Here is a 13,757-nt window from a genome sequence, read left to right as displayed (position 1 = left end):
CCCCCCCCCCCCCCCCCCCCCCCCCCCCCCGCGGCGCGGGGCACCTCTGGGAGCGGTCGTGGCCAACTCAGGAGAACCAGCCGGGCCGTGCCGGGCATCCGCACCTATGCCGCACTGATCCGCGGCGGCCGTCTACTGCGGGCGACGAATGTCCTGAGTTAGCCACACACACGGGTCCGGCCAAGCCGCCCCGCGGCGCACGCTCTACCTGCGCCCACCTCCACACCGTGCGCCCGCCTCCACACCCTGCGCCACGAACCACCCCACCCCGTGGGAGGGCACACCTGCACCAACGACAGTTGGCCACCCCTCAAGGTGACTTCCATGTGGTAAGCGGGAGTGAATGTCTTCATTCCGGTCGAAAGTGCCCGGTAGAGCCACCACTCTCGACCGGAAAGGGGACACTCTCCGCGACCCGGTATGAGACCGCCGGACTTGATTCAGAATCAACCAAAATGGCCTCCCATACGGGTGGTCATTTGGCGTTGAGTTACTGTTGAAAGGTCTGTCGAAATGACAGGTCAAATTACACAGGAGACACAGTGAGCCCTTCAGGAACGCACGATAACGAATCACGCGACGGCGGACGAGACGATCGTCGTTCCAACGGGGGTTACGAGGGCCGGTCCGAGCGTCCGAAGCGTGACGGTGAGCGTCCCCCTTATCGCGGTAATTCCGAGCGTCCGAAGCAGGGAGGCGAGCGTCCTCCCTACCGCGGGAACTCCGATCGTCCCTCCACGGGCGGTTACCGTGCAAATTCCGAGCGTTCGTCCAACGGTGACGAGCGTCCTCCGTACCGTGGCAATACCGAGCGTCCGCAGCGTGATGGTGAGCGTCCTCCCTCTCGCGGCAACTCCGACCGCCCGGCCACGGGTGGTTACCGTGGCAACACTGACCGTCCCCAGCGTGATGGTGAACGTCCCCCTTATCGTGGCAACTCTGACCGCCCGCAACAGGGCGAGCGTCCTCCCTACCGTGGCAATTCGGACCGTCCCTCTACCGGTGGCTACCGGGGCAACTCTGAACGCCCGCAGGGTGGCGAGCGTCCTCCTTACCGTGGCAACACTGACCGTCCCCAGCGTGATGGTGAACGTCCCCCTTATCGTGGCAACTCTGACCGCCCGCAACAGGGCGAGCGTCCTCCCTACCGTGGCAATTCGGACCGTCCCTCTACCGGTGGCTACCGTGGCAACTCCGAACGCCCGCAGGGTGGCGAGCGTCCTCCGTACCGGGGCAACTCTGATCGTCCGCAGCAGGGTGGCGAGCGTCCCCCGTACCGGGGCAACTCCGACCGTCCCTCCGGCGGCGGGGAGCGCAAGCCCTGGGCCAAGGACGGCGCCCGTCCAGAGCGCAGCGATCGCCCGCAGCAGGGTGGCGAGAAGCCCTGGACCCAGCGCGGCGGTTCGCCGAACCGTGCCGGAGCTCCGCGCGGAGACGCCGGTAAGAAGCTGTGGACACGTGACGGTGCCCCGGCCCGCGGTGACCGCGATGCCCGTGTCGTCGAAGAGGAGATGACCGAAGAGCAGCGCATGCAGCGCGAGCTTCGTTCGGTGCGCCCGCGCCACGACGACCCCGAGCTGCCCGACGACATCACGTCGCAGGACCTCGACCGGATCGCCCGCAACGAGCTCAAGACCCTCAGCAAGGACAACGCCGAGGCCGTCGGCCGCCACTTGGCCATGGCCGCCCGCGTCATCGACGAAGACCCCGAGCTGGCTCACCGCCACGTCCTGTCGGCTGCCCGTCGTGCCGGCCGGATCGCCGTGGTGCGCGAGAGCCTCGCGATCACCGCCTACGCCACGGGCGACTTCGCCCTGGCGCTGCGGGAACTGCGCACCTATCGCCGCATCTCCGGTTCCAACGATCAGCTTGCGCTGATGGTGGACAGTGAGCGCGGCGTGGGCCGCCCGGACCGGGCGCTCGAGCTGGGACGCTCCGTCGAGCGCGCCTCGCTGCCGGCATCCGTTCAGGTTGCCCTGGCGATCGCCATGTCCGGGGCGCGTCTGGACCTCGGCGAGACCGAGGCCGCGCTCAGCGAGCTCGAGATCCCGCAGCTGGACCCGAAGACCGCGTTCTCCTACAGCGCCGAGCTGTTCGCCGCCTACGCCGAGGTTCTCGGTGAGCTGGGCCGCGACGACGAGGCCGAACTGTGGAACGAGCGGGCCGAACGGGCCGACGCTGCCGTGTCCGGCGTGACCGATTTCGACGAGACCATGGAGATCCTCGAGATCGACGAGGAGGAGTCCGACGAGGAAGAGTCCGAAGACACCGACACCGACACCGACGACTCCACCGACGACGACGACGCGACGGACGTCTCCGACGAAGAGTCCGCGGATGACGCCGACGACTCCACCGACGAGGCGGAGCACGATGCTCAGGCGTCGCCGCGTGCCTGAGCCGGTCACCCCGCTCACCGGCGTCGACGTGGTTCTGGCAGACCTGGACGGCGTGGTCTACGCCGGTCCAGCGGCCATCCCGTTCGCGGTCGAGAGCCTGAACCGTGCGGCGGAAACCGTGCGGGTCGGCTACCTCACCAACAACGCGTCCCGCACCGACCAGTCCGTGGCGGACCACCTCTCCGATCTGGGCCTGCACACGGTGGCGACGGATGTCGTGACCTCACCGCAGGCCGCCGTGCGTCTGCTCGCGGATGAGGTGCCGGCCGGCTCGCGCATCCTCGTGATCGGCGGCGAAGGTCTTCTGACCGAGGTTGAAAAGGGTGGCTTCGTCGTCACCCGCTCGGCGGATGACGCTCCGGCCGCCGTGATCCAGGGCTTCTCGCCCGACCTCGGCTGGAAAGACCTGGCCGAGGCCGCGTTCGCCCTGCACCCGAACGAGGATGGCGTGGAGATCCCGTGGATCGCCACGAACACCGACTGGACCATCCCGGTGGCCCGGGGGATCGCGCCCGGCAACGGCACCCTCGTCTCCGCCGTGCACAGCGCCGTCGGTCGCCTGCCGATCGTGGCCGGCAAGCCCGAGGTGGCCATCTTCACCGAGGCCGTCACCCGCTTCGAGGCGCAGGCGCCCCTGTTCATCGGCGACCGCCTCGACACCGACATCCTCGGCGCGAACCGGGCCGGCATTCCGGCCGCGCTGGTGCTCACCGGCATCGACAAGGCCAAGCAGACCCTGGCCGCCGACGCCAAGTCGCGGCCGACGTATATCCTCGACGACCTGCGCCAGCTGCACGAGCCCTACCCGCAGACGGTGTTCTCCAAGGACGGATCCTCCGCCACGGTGAACGGGGCGACGGTGCGCATTGTCGGCGCCGACGTCACGATCGTGGCCGAGGGTGACGGGGCGATCAACCTGCTTCGCGCCGCCTGCGCCGTGATCTGGGCATCCGGTCGGCCCATCTACGGGCTCACTGTTCCGGAGCGACTGTATCTCGGACGGTAACGTGGAGAGGGTGAATCAGCCCCACGTGACGACGGACGACGTAACCCAGGATCTTCCCGCGCGGCTCGCCGCGATCGAAGACCGGCCCCTCGAGGAGCGCGCCGCCGCGTACGTTCAGGAGCACGACGGGCTGCGGGGCCACCTCGAAGGTGGAGACGTTCCCCGGGCGAGCCACCCATGACCGACGTCGACGGAACCCCGATGGGCACCCCCGATGATGACGCCCCCGACACCAGTGCCAGCGACCCCAGCGACCCCGGCGTTGCCGGCGAGCGGATGCCCGACCAGCGCCTCGACTCGGCCGTCGCCGAGCGCGGTCTGGCCCGGTCCCGCACCGTCGCCGCGCAGCTGATCGTGGGCGGACTGGTCACGGTCGACGGCACGCCCGTCGTCAAGGCATCCGCCAAGGTGCGGGACACCCAGCTGATCGAGGTGGCGGCCACCGACCACTACGTCAGCCGCGGCGCCCACAAGCTCATCGCCGCCCTCGACGCCTTCGCGGTTCCGGCCCTGGGCCGCACGGTGCTCGACGCCGGAGTGTCCACGGGCGGCTTCAGCCAGGTGCTGCTCGAACGCGGCGCCGGCCAGGTCATCGGGGTGGATGTGGGGCACGGGCAACTGGCCCCCCAGCTGGCGACCGAGCCGCGACTCGTGCTGGTCGAGGGGTTCAACCTGCGCTACGCCACGGCCGAGAAGATCGCGGCCGCCTCCGGGGTGCCGCAGCGGGTGGACCTGGTCGTGGGAGACCTGTCATTCATCTCCCTGACCACCGTGCTTCCGGCCCTGGTGGCGTCCGCCGCCGACGGTGCCGACTTCGTGCTGCTGATCAAGCCGCAATTCGAGGTCGGCAAGGGCAGCATCCGCGAGGGCGTCGTGCACGATCCGGGCCTCCGCGCCGACGCGATTGCCGGTGTGCTCTGGGCGGCGTGGGACCTCGGCCTCAAGACGAACGGTTTGATCGCCTCGCCCATCGCCGGCGGCGCCGGAAATCGCGAGTACCTGTGCTGGCTGTCGAGCGCGGTCGGCAGCAATCCGACAGAATGGATCGAACGCACAACGGCGCTGGTGGGAGTGACTAAATGAGTGCAGCACCACGCAACATCCTCGTCGTCGCGCACACCGGCCGCACGGATTCCCTCGAGGCCGCCGTCACCGTCTGCCAGCAGCTGCTGGCCGCCGGAGCCGTGCCGGTGCTGGCCCGCAACGAGCGCGCCGACCTGCTCGCGCACTGCCCGGACCTCGACGACCAGATCGCGATCCTGCACGAGTGCGTCGCGACCACCGAACTCGAACTCGTGATCGTGCTCGGCGGAGACGGCACCATCCTGCGTGCCGCCGAAGTCGTGCGCGGCTGTTCGGCCCCATTGCTCGGCATCAACCTGGGCCACGTAGGTTTCCTCGCCGAGAGCGAGCGCGACGACCTCGGTGAGGCCGTGCGCCGGGCCCTGCTGCGCGACTACCTGGTCGAGGAACGCATGGCCCTCGCCGTTCGGGTCAAGCTCGGCGATGAGGTGATCTACGAGACCTGGGCGTTGAACGAGGCCACAGTCGAGAAATCCAGCCGTGAACGGATGCTCGAGGTCGTCATCGAGGTCGACGGCCGCCCGCTCTCCTCCTTCGGTTGCGACGGCGTGGTCATGTCCACGCCCACGGGCTCCACCGCCTACGCCTTCTCGGGCGGTGGCCCGATCGTCTGGCCGACGCTCGACGCGCTGCTGCTGGTGCCGCTCAGCGCTCACGCCCTCTTCGCCCGCCCGCTCGTCGTGGGCCCGGACTCGTCGCTCGCCGTGGAGGTGCTCGCCCGCACCGGCGGGGCCGCGGTGCTCTCCGCCGACGGTCGCCGCGTGCACGACCTGCCGCCGGGCTCCCGTGTGATCGTGCGCCGTTCACCGATTCCCGTTCGGCTGGCCCGCCTGCACAGCGGCCCGTTCACCGACCGACTGGTCAACAAATTCAACCTGCCCGTCACGGGCTGGAGAGGCCCGGTCGGCCGTGAATAGGCGTTCCGCATGATCGAGGAGCTCGTCATCCGTGACCTCGGTGTCATTGCCGAGGCCACCCTGCCGCTCGGCCCCGGCTTTACCGCCGTGACGGGCGAGACCGGCGCCGGCAAAACCATGGTCGTCACCGCGCTCGGCCTGCTGCTCGGCCAGCGTGCCGATCCCGGTCTCGTGCGCCAGGGCCAGTCGCAGAGCTGGGTGGAGGGCCGCTGGCTGATCCCCGCCGACGGCACCGTCGCGACCCGCGTGCGGGACGCCGGGGGAGACCTCGACGGCCCCGAACTCATCCTCAGCCGCTCGGTGTCCGCGGAGGGACGCAGCCGGGCCGTGGTCGGCGGGCGCAGCGCCCCCGCCGGCGTGCTCAGCGACCTCGGCGGCGACCTCGTGGTCGTGCACGGCCAGTCCGACCAGGTGCGTCTGCGTTCGGCCGTCGCCCAGGCTGCAGCCCTGGACCGCTTCGCCGGGCCGACGCTCGCCGACACCCTCGACCTGTTCCAGAGGGCCTACTACCGCTGGCAGGGCCTCCAGGGTGAGCTCGACCGACTCGTCGACGAGCAGGACCAGCGCGCCCGCGAGGCCGACACGCTGCGCGCCGCCATCGACGAGATCGAACTCGCCGCCCCGCAGCGCGGCGAAGACGAGTCGCTCAGCGAACGCGCCGAACGCCTCGGCAACCTCGAGGAGCTGCGCATCGCGGCCGCCCAGGCCCGGGAGTTGCTCTCGGCCGAGGAGAACCCCGACGAGATGCCCGACGCCGTCGCCCTGCTCGAGTCCGCCCGGCGCCAGCTCGAACGGGCCGGGGAGCACGACCCAGCCCTGCCGCCCTTGGCCGAGGCACTCGCGAACGCCGGCTTCCTGGTTGCCGACATCGCCGCGCAGCTCTCCAGCTACCTGGCCGGCCTCGACGCCGATGGCGCCCGCGAACTCGAGGTCGTGCAGGAGCGCCGCTCGGAGCTCACCGGCCTGGCCCGCAAGTACGCGGGCGGCCTTGACGAGGCCATCGACTTTCTCGACACCGGCAGTGCCCGTCTGCTCGAACTCGACAGCGACTCCGACCGCATCGACACGCTCCGCACCGAAACGGATGCCGCACGCCAGTCGACTGACGGCCTCGCCGACCAGCTCACCGGCATCCGTCGCGCTGCCGCAAAGGCCCTGGGTGCGGCCGTCACAGCCGAACTGGCCGCCCTGGCCATGCCGAACGCGTCGCTGCTGGTCGAGGTCGACGGCCGGGCCGAGATCACCGCCACCGGACGCGACCTCGTGAAGATTCTCCTGCGCCCGCACGCGGGGGCGGAGCCACGGTCGCTGGCGCGCGGGGCCTCCGGTGGCGAACTGTCCCGGGTGATGCTTGCGATCGAGGTCGTCATCAACGCGACCGACCCGGTGCCGACCTTCGTCTTCGACGAGGTCGACGCCGGCGTGGGCGGCGCCGCGGCGATCGAGATCGGCCGCCGGCTGGCCCGGCTCGCCGAAACCGCCCAGGTGATCGTGGTCACCCACCTTGCCCAGGTGGCCGCGTTCGCCGGCAACCACCTCAGCGTCGTCAAGGACAGCGACGGCTCCGTCACCGCCAGCAGCGTGCGCCAGCTACACGGCGACGAGCGTGCCGCCGAAATGGCCCGCCTGCTCTCCGGCCTGCCCGATTCCGCGAGCGGACTCGAACATGCCCGGGAGCTCATGAACCTCGCCCGCGCCAACCGATAGGTCAGCCCTCAATGCTAGAGTCGAAGCCCGTGGTGGAAAATAAAAGCACGGACGAATCAGTACGCAACGACACGACACGACACATCTTTGTGACCGGTGGTGTCGTTTCTTCTTTGGGCAAGGGCCTGACGGCGGCAAGCCTCGGCAATCTCCTCACGGCCAGCGGACTCCGCGTGGTCATGCAGAAGCTCGACCCCTATCTCAACGTGGACCCCGGCACGATGAACCCGTTCCAGCACGGCGAGGTCTTCGTGACCGACGACGGTGCTGAGACCGACCTGGACATCGGACACTACGAACGGTTCCTCGACATCAACCTCAACCAGGCCGCGAACGTCACGACCGGTCAGGTCTACTCGCAGGTGATCGCCAAGGAACGCCGCGGCGAGTACCTCGGCGACACCGTGCAGGTCATCCCGCACATCACCGACGAGATCAAGCGCCGCATGCGCCTGCAGGCCAGCGACGAGCTGCGCCCCGACGTGATCATCTCCGAGATCGGCGGCACGGTCGGCGACATCGAGTCCCAGCCGTTCCTCGAGGCGGCACGCCAGGTGCGCCACGAACTCGGCCGCAACAACGTCTTCTTCGTGCACGTCTCGCTGGTGCCGTTCCTCGGCGCCGCAGGGGAGCAGAAGACCAAGCCCACCCAGCACTCCGTCGCCGCCCTGCGTTCCATCGGCATCCAGCCGGATGCGCTCGTGCTGCGCAGCGACCGGCCCGTCTCCGACTCGAACAAGCGCAAGATCGCGCTGATGTGCGACGTCGACGAAGACGCCGTGGTCAACGCGGTCGACGTGCCGAGCATCTACGAGATCCCCACCATGCTGCACGATCAGGGCCTGGACAAGTACATCACCGACCGCCTCGGCCTGCCCGTCACCAGCGTCGACTGGACCGGTTGGCAGAAGGTGCTCGACGCCGTGCGCGAGCCCCAGCACACCGTCACCATCGGGCTGGTCGGCAAGTACATCGACCTGCCCGACGCCTACCTGTCGGTCACCGAAGCGCTGCGCGCCGGCGGATTCGCCAACCAGACCAGGGTCCAAGTCACCTGGATCGCCTCCGACGACTGCGAGACCGAGGAGGGCGCGAACCGCCTGCTCGGCGAGCTCGACGGCATCTGCGTTCCCGGCGGCTTCGGCGTGCGCGGCATCGAGGGCAAGCTCGGCGCCCTCAAGTTCGCCCGCGAGAACGGCGTCCCCGTGCTGGGCCTCTGCCTTGGCCTGCAGTGCATGGTCATCGAATACGCCCGCAACAAGGCCGGCCTCACCGGCGCATCCTCCTCGGAGTTCGACGAGGACACCGAGTTCCCGGTGGTCGCGACCATGGAAGAGCAGGTCGAGATCATCGCGGGCGGCGACCTGGGTGGCACCATGCGCCTGGGTCTCTACCCGGCCGTTCTGGCCGAGGGATCCATCGTGGCCGAGCTCTACGGTGCCTCCGAGGCGTCCGAACGTCACCGCCACCGCTACGAGGTCAACAACGCGTTCCGCTCTCAGATCGCGGATGCCGGCCTGTGGTTCTCGGGTACCTCACCCGACCGCCACCTGGTCGAGTACGTCGAGCTGAAGCGCGAGGAGCACCCGTTCTACGTGGGCACGCAGGCGCACCCGGAGCTGCGCAGCCGGCCCAGCCACGCGCATCCGTTGTTCCGCGGCCTGATCAGCGCGGCCCTGGACCGCCAGCAGGCCAGCCGCCTGTTCGAGGTCGAAGCCAAGGAAGAAGCCTGAGCCGTGACCCACCCGTCTGTGCCCGCCGCCAATGTGACCGCTTCTGTGACCGCCGAGAAGTCCGGCGAATCGGCCTCCGCCCCGCTGGCGGATGAGCCGGCCTTCGCGGCGGTCTCGGACAGCGCGATCGTTTTCGACGGCAAGGTGTGGGATGTCCGCCGCGACACCTTCGGCTATAACGGCTCCGGCATCATGCGCGAGTACCTGGACCACCCGGGCGCCGTGGCGATCCTCGCCCTCGACGAGCACAACCAGGTGCTGCTGATCAAGCAGTACCGACACCCCGTGCGCACGCGCGACTGGGAGCTGCCGGCCGGGTTGCTCGACGAAGACGGCGAGCATCCACTCGTCGGAGCGCAGCGCGAGCTGGCCGAGGAGGCCGACCTCGTCGCCACCGAGTGGAATGTTCTCGGTGAGTTCGCCACCTCGCCCGGCGGCAGCAACGAGGTCATCCGCATCTACCTGGCGCGCGGCCTCGCCGCGGCTCCGGAGGTCTTCGAGCGTACCGAGGAGGAAGCCGACATCGAGGTGCGCTGGGTGCCGCTTGATGACTGCGTCGATGCCGTGCTGGCCCGCCGGGTGCAGAACCCGTCGCTGGTGATCGGGGTGCTCGCCGCCCAGGCAGCCCGCGCGCGTGGCTGGAGCACCCTCGGGGCGGCGGATGAGCCGTGGCCGCGGCATCCGGTCAATTGGGACCACACGGTGTGACCGGTTGGCCTCGTCTGGTGGTGTGAGCGGTGCGGCTGGTGTTCCTGCTGGCCGGGGCGTTGCGGGTGTGGGCGGTCCGTCTGCTCCGGGAGTTGCCGGTGGGGTCGTCGCGGCGGCCGTGGACTCGTATCTGCGGCACGTCGCGATCGAACGCGGCCTGAGCACCAATACGGTGTCCGCCTACCGGCGTGACCTGGCCATCTACAGCCGGTGGCTTGCCGCGGTCGGGTTGACCGGACTCGCCGACGTCACCCGGCAGCACATCTCCGACTACGTGCGGTTCTTGGGATCCCGCGAGGAGTCGCCGCTGACCGCGGCGTCGATCGCGCGCATCCTCTCGACCGTGCGCGGGTTTCACCGATTTCTGCTCGAGGAGGGCGTGGTCGACACGGATGTCGCCCACGAGTCCAAGCCGCCCAAGCTCGGCACCCGGCTGCCCAAGGCCATTTCGATCGAGCAGGTCACGCTGTTGCTCGCGGCGACCGACGGCGACGAGGTGCAGAACCTGCGCGACAAGGCGCTGCTCGAGCTGCTCTACGCCACGGGCGCCCGCGTCTCGGAGGTGGTCAACCTCAATGTGGACGATGTGCTCGACCCCGAGGTGGTGCGCCTCACCGGCAAGGGCGACAAGCAGCGCATCGTGCCGGTCGGCAGTTACGCGCGCGCGGCCATCGACACGTTCCTGGTGCGGGGGAGACCGCTGCTCTCCGCCCGTGGACCGGCGACGCCGGCCCTGTTCCTGGGCCTTCGCGGCAAGAGGCTCAGCCGGCAGAACGCGTGGTTGATCATCCGTGCCGCGGCCGAACGCGCCGGCCTCGAGGGGCACGTCTCGCCGCACACGCTGCGGCACTCCTTCGCGACGCACCTGCTCGAGGGCGGGGCCGATGTGCGCGTGGTGCAGGAGTTGCTCGGCCACTCCTCGGTGGCCACCACCCAGATCTACACGCTCGTCACCGCGGATACCCTGCGCGACATGTACACGACGGCGCATCCGCGGGCGCGGGTGTCCCGGCCCGTCCCCCCGGTCTCCCCGCTCTCCCCGGTCTCCCTGCTCTCCCCGGTCTCCCTGCTCTCCCCGGTCTCGCCGGTCTCGCCGGTCTCGCCGGTCTCGCCGCTCTCGCCGGCCTCGCCGCTCCCGGACCCCAATTCCGCATAACTGTTCCCGTTTCGGACAACTGTTGCCCGTGTCCTGGCAACAACTGTCCGGAACGGCAACAGTGGCGGCCGGGGCCGCCGCGCGCCGCTGACGCTTGAGCTTTCCGGGACATTCCGTTCGAGCGGCCACCGAAGGCTGCGTCTCGCGTTTTCTCCGAAGTTACGTGACGACGGATGCCGAGAGCCGCCCACGCTCGCGGCTGCGGCGGCCCCGCCGGTGGTTGAGCCTCCCGAAACCCGGTGACCTGGCCCTCGAACCCGCCCGTCGGCATCCGTCACCGTCGCTAGCTTCGGAGTTTTTCGGAACCCGCCGGTCGAGCGGCCACCGAATGCGGCGTGTCGCGATTATCCCCGAGGTTACGTGACGCCGGCTGCCGCGAGCCGCCCCCGCTCTGGGCTGCGGCGGCCCCGCCGGTCCGGGATGCGTAGCCAAACCCCGCCTAACTGTTGCCGTTCCGGACAACTGTTGCCCGCGTACCGGCAACAATTGTCCGGAACGGCAACAGTTGCGGCCGGGTCCGCCGCGCGGGGCATCCGTCACCCGCGTCGCCACCCGCGTCGTCACCCGCGTCGTCACCCGCGTCGCCACCCGTCGGAGTCTCGGCGCCCTCCCTGGCATAGCTCCTGCAATTTGGCTGCCGGGAGCCGGTTCCACCGTGTTTTCGGGCCTATTCTGCAGGATTTGCAGGAGTTATGCACGAGGGGTTACACACCAGGCCGGCGGCTGACCAGCGGAAGCCAGTGCAGATCCCGCAGACGGGCGCAGGTCGGTGCGGCCGACCTCAGAGCAGGCGCAGCCCCACCACAGTGATGATCGGCTCGCGCTGCCCGCCGGAGTGCACGATGTGGCCACCGCCCTCGTCGACGGTGAGCTGGCTCGCGTGGCAGCGCAGGGCAGCCGTGACCGTCGCGAGGTGCGCCGACAGGTCGAACCACTCGGCCGCACCCGCACCCGCACCCGCACCCGCACCCGCACCCGCACCCGCACCCGCACCACGCGCATCCGAAGTAGCACCATCCACCCCCACCTGCACCACCTCGGCAAACGCGACCCCCGCCGCCCGGCTGCCGGCCAGCGCCGCTTCATGCATGCGCACGTGATCCGGATGCCCGTACCCGCCACCGTTGTCGTAGCTGATCACGAGGGCAGGCCGAAGCTGCCCGATCAGCGCGGCCACATCCGCGGTCACTTCGGCCAGGGGCGCCCGCACCAGGGCGTCGCCGTCGATGTCGTCGGCCGGCCCGGCCAGCCCCGGACGAATCCAGGTCATGCCCGAGTCCCGGTACGCGCGCGGCGCGAGGCCCGCGGCGCGCGCGGGCGGCGTGCCCAGCCAGAACCGATCCGCGAAACCGATGCCGAGGGCCGCCGCGGCGCAGGCGAGCTCCCGCTCGCGTTCCCGGGTGAGCGCATCCGTGCCCTCGAGCACCGACAGCGGCCCGCGCACGACCTCGCCTTGCTCGCCGCGCGTGGCGGTCAGCAACGACACCCGGATGCCCCGGGCCGCCATTGCCGCAATCAGCGCACCCGTCGCAATGGTTTCGTCGTCGGGGTGAGCGTGCACGAACAGAACAGTGGGAACACCGTCCAGCAGACTCACGCGCTGAGCAGTGAGGGGCGGCGGTCGCCGGCACCGGGGCGCACCAGCGACCGGTACACGGTCACGAGGCCTTCTGCCGACCGCGGCCAGTCCAGGTGCTCGGCCCGCTCGCGCGCGGCGAGCGACAGACGCCGGGCGAACGCGGGGTTCGAGAGAATCTGCGTGAGCGCGCCGGCCCAGACCTTCGGATCGCGCGAATCCAGCACCACGCCGGTGTCGCCGTCGAGCACCGCCTCGCGCAGTCCGCCGGCCGCCGCGGCGACGACGGGAACACCGCTCGCGGCCGCTTCCAGCGCCACGAGCCCGTACGTTTCAGAGTGCGAGGGTACGAGCACGACCCGCGCGCCGCTCAGCAGCAGGGCCAGGTCCACGCGGGACTGCGGACCCACGAAACGCACGTTGCGCTCGATTCCGTGCCGGGCTGCGAGGGACCGAAGCTCGTCGATATAGCCGTCGTAGTCGGCTGACGCGTCGCCGGCGATCACGAGTTCGGGCCGGATCGGCTCCGGCACGGCCGCGATCGCCTCGATCGCGAGGTCGAGGCCCTTCAGCGGCTGCAGGCGCCCCGCGACGATCGCGTACCCGCGGATGTCGATCGGTCCAGAAAGCTCGGCGGCCCCAGCCGCGGCGGCAGCGACACTCCGGATGTCCGTGGGCCGGAACAGAATCCCGTCCACCCCCGGCAGCACGATCGAGATGCGCTCGGGCGCACCGCCGAGCCGCTGCACGATGGTGTCGGCCTCGGACTCGCTGATTGCGACCAGGGCATCGGACTCCTGCGCCAGCCAGGCCTCGCCAGCCATGCGCCCGGGGGACTCGGGGCGTTCGCCGGCCGACAACGGCGTCGACGCGTCGGCCGCGATGCTGTGGAAGCTCTGCACGTGCGGGATGCCCCGGCGGCGCGCGAGCGGGAGCGCCGCCATACCCGAGAACCAATGGTGCGAGTGGATGACGTCGTAGGGTCCCAGCGCATCCATCTGCACGCGGAACGCCTCGATGAACTCCTCGTGGTCGCCCTTCGGCACGGGACGGGCCGGTCCGGCCTCGAGAAAGCGGAGCGTCACCCCGGGGCTCAGCTGCATCGTCTCCGACACGGGGGAGGAGCGACGGGTGAGGATATCGACGTGGTGGCCGGCGGAGGCGAGAGCCTCCGCCTGGTGCCGTACGACCACGTTCATGCCCCCGGCGTCGCCCGAGCCCGGCTCAGCTCCCGGGGACGTGTGCAGGCAAACGAGCGCGATTCGGAGGGGCGTAAATGGCTGAGGCACCTGAAAATCTTAACGCAAGAGCCTGTGACTCACCCGGTTCCACAGATCAGAGACCGATCACGGACCGATCACGGACCGATCACGGACCGATGACAGGCCGAGACACGCCGGATTCACGCGGCAGACCTGCGGTTTTCGGCGATCCGTGCCGCAACATGCCCGATCCGATCGCTACAGTGGGGA

The 13,757-nt window shown here is 69.9% G+C and carries 12 protein-coding genes; 9 read left to right on the top strand and 3 right to left on the bottom strand.

The genetic code is table 11. The features are described 5' to 3' along the window. Positions 1-572: 572 nt before the first annotated feature. Positions 573-1,565 (bottom strand): hypothetical protein, encoded by a 993-nt coding sequence (locus E3T40_RS04250; RefSeq protein ID WP_134542752.1) that lies wholly within the window; start codon positions 1,563-1,565, stop codon positions 573-575. Between E3T40_RS04250 and E3T40_RS04245 the strand changes: the two genes are divergently transcribed. The 9 genes from E3T40_RS04245 to xerD all read left to right on the top strand — a co-directional run bounded on the left by E3T40_RS04245 (position 1,530) and on the right by xerD (position 10,709). Next, positions 1,530-2,399 (top strand): hypothetical protein, encoded by an 870-nt coding sequence (locus E3T40_RS04245; RefSeq protein ID WP_241981669.1) that lies wholly within the window; start codon positions 1,530-1,532, stop codon positions 2,397-2,399. The two genes, E3T40_RS04250 and E3T40_RS04245, sit on opposite strands and share 36 nt — an antisense overlap. After that, entirely contained in the window at positions 2,374-3,405 is a 1,032-nt protein-coding gene (locus tag E3T40_RS04240; protein WP_104170031.1) for an HAD-IIA family hydrolase, read from the top strand. The genes E3T40_RS04245 and E3T40_RS04240 overlap by 26 nt, the downstream gene beginning before the upstream one ends. 10 nt (positions 3,406-3,415) lie before the next feature. After that, positions 3,416-3,586 (top strand): hypothetical protein, encoded by a 171-nt coding sequence (locus E3T40_RS16280; RefSeq protein ID WP_158250237.1) that lies wholly within the window; start codon positions 3,416-3,418, stop codon positions 3,584-3,586. Between the two features lie 95 nt (positions 3,587-3,681). Next, on the top strand, positions 3,682-4,488 hold the full coding sequence (locus E3T40_RS04235) for a TlyA family RNA methyltransferase (RefSeq protein ID WP_104100466.1): 807 nt from the start codon (positions 3,682-3,684) through the stop codon (positions 4,486-4,488). Then, positions 4,485-5,405: an NAD kinase gene (locus E3T40_RS04230; RefSeq protein ID WP_104170029.1), complete on the top strand. Its 921-nt coding sequence runs from the start codon at positions 4,485-4,487 to the stop codon at positions 5,403-5,405. Before E3T40_RS04235 ends, E3T40_RS04230 begins: the two co-directional genes overlap by 4 nt. A 9-nt stretch (positions 5,406-5,414) precedes the next feature. Then, positions 5,415-7,112, top strand: coding sequence for a DNA repair protein RecN (gene recN / locus E3T40_RS04225; RefSeq protein ID WP_134542751.1), 1,698 nt, complete (start codon positions 5,415-5,417; stop codon positions 7,110-7,112). Positions 7,113-7,123: 11 nt separating this feature from the next. Then, positions 7,124-8,845: a CTP synthase gene (locus tag E3T40_RS04220; protein WP_134542750.1), complete on the top strand. Its 1,722-nt coding sequence runs from the start codon at positions 7,124-7,126 to the stop codon at positions 8,843-8,845. An 84-nt stretch (positions 8,846-8,929) separates the two neighbouring features. Then, on the top strand, positions 8,930-9,553 hold the full coding sequence (locus E3T40_RS04215) for an NUDIX hydrolase (protein ID WP_241981670.1): 624 nt from the start codon (positions 8,930-8,932) through the stop codon (positions 9,551-9,553). A gap of 67 nt (positions 9,554-9,620) precedes the next feature. After that, positions 9,621-10,709, top strand: coding sequence for a site-specific tyrosine recombinase XerD (gene xerD, locus E3T40_RS04210; protein WP_370287866.1), 1,089 nt, complete (start codon positions 9,621-9,623; stop codon positions 10,707-10,709). A 781-nt stretch (positions 10,710-11,490) separates the two neighbouring features. Here xerD and E3T40_RS04205 read toward each other — a convergent pair. After that, a complete protein-coding gene (locus tag E3T40_RS04205) occupies positions 11,491-12,306 on the bottom strand; it encodes a PIG-L family deacetylase (protein ID WP_166786574.1) in 816 nt (271 codons plus the stop codon). Next, positions 12,303-13,574, bottom strand: coding sequence for a glycosyltransferase (locus E3T40_RS04200; RefSeq protein WP_241981668.1), 1,272 nt, complete (start codon positions 13,572-13,574; stop codon positions 12,303-12,305). The genes E3T40_RS04205 and E3T40_RS04200 overlap by 4 nt, the downstream gene beginning before the upstream one ends. Positions 13,575-13,757 lie beyond the last annotated feature (183 nt).

It is taken from the genome of Cryobacterium sp. TMT1-19 (genome assembly GCF_004403055.1).
Lineage (GTDB): Bacteria > Actinomycetota > Actinomycetes > Actinomycetales > Microbacteriaceae > Cryobacterium > Cryobacterium sandaracinum.
This window is presented reverse-complemented; position numbering and strand designations above follow the sequence as displayed.